The 510-nt window shown below is 55.7% G+C and carries 1 pseudogene; it reads right to left on the reverse strand.

The features are described from left to right. Positions 1-510, reverse strand: a pseudogene (locus HMPREF2955_RS17185) (RHS repeat-associated core domain-containing protein); the annotation flags it as partial.

Genomic DNA, 510 nt, shown 5'->3' on the forward strand with positions numbered 1-510 from the left:
CGGCCGTTGCACCCTTCATCGTAGGAACACCGGGTGGTGTGCCAAGCGACTTGTAGTACTCCTCGCGCTGTTTCTCTATCTGCAGCATGCGGGCGGCATAGTCTTTCTGGCCTGCCGTAACGTTGTTGCTGCTGATGCCGTAAACGTTGCTGAACTTGCCTGTTCCCAGTTTGGAGGCAATGCGCTTGTCGCCGATGAAGTAATGCTTGCTAAAGCGGTTCTTCGTCACGGTGATAATCGGGGCGGGATAGATGGTGTAATCTTCCGTTTCGTGGAAGGTTAGGCCCTGCGGGGCACCATTTACGTACACGCCTTCGAGGTCGCCGTGGCTCTTGACGATGCGCTCGCCGGCGGCATTGTAGGTATATCGGCTGGTCTTGCCATTGTCCGACAACACCATCAGGCGGTTGTCCTCGTCCCAATACATTCGCCGCTCGGTGTTCAGGCTGTCGTTCTCCACCAACGTGGGATTGCCGTTGGCATCGTATGTATAATGCTCATGCCCAATCT

The sequence above is a fragment of the Prevotella sp. HMSC073D09 genome (assembly GCF_001814145.1).
In the GTDB taxonomy this organism is placed as follows: Bacteria; Bacteroidota; Bacteroidia; order Bacteroidales; family Bacteroidaceae; genus Prevotella; species Prevotella conceptionensis.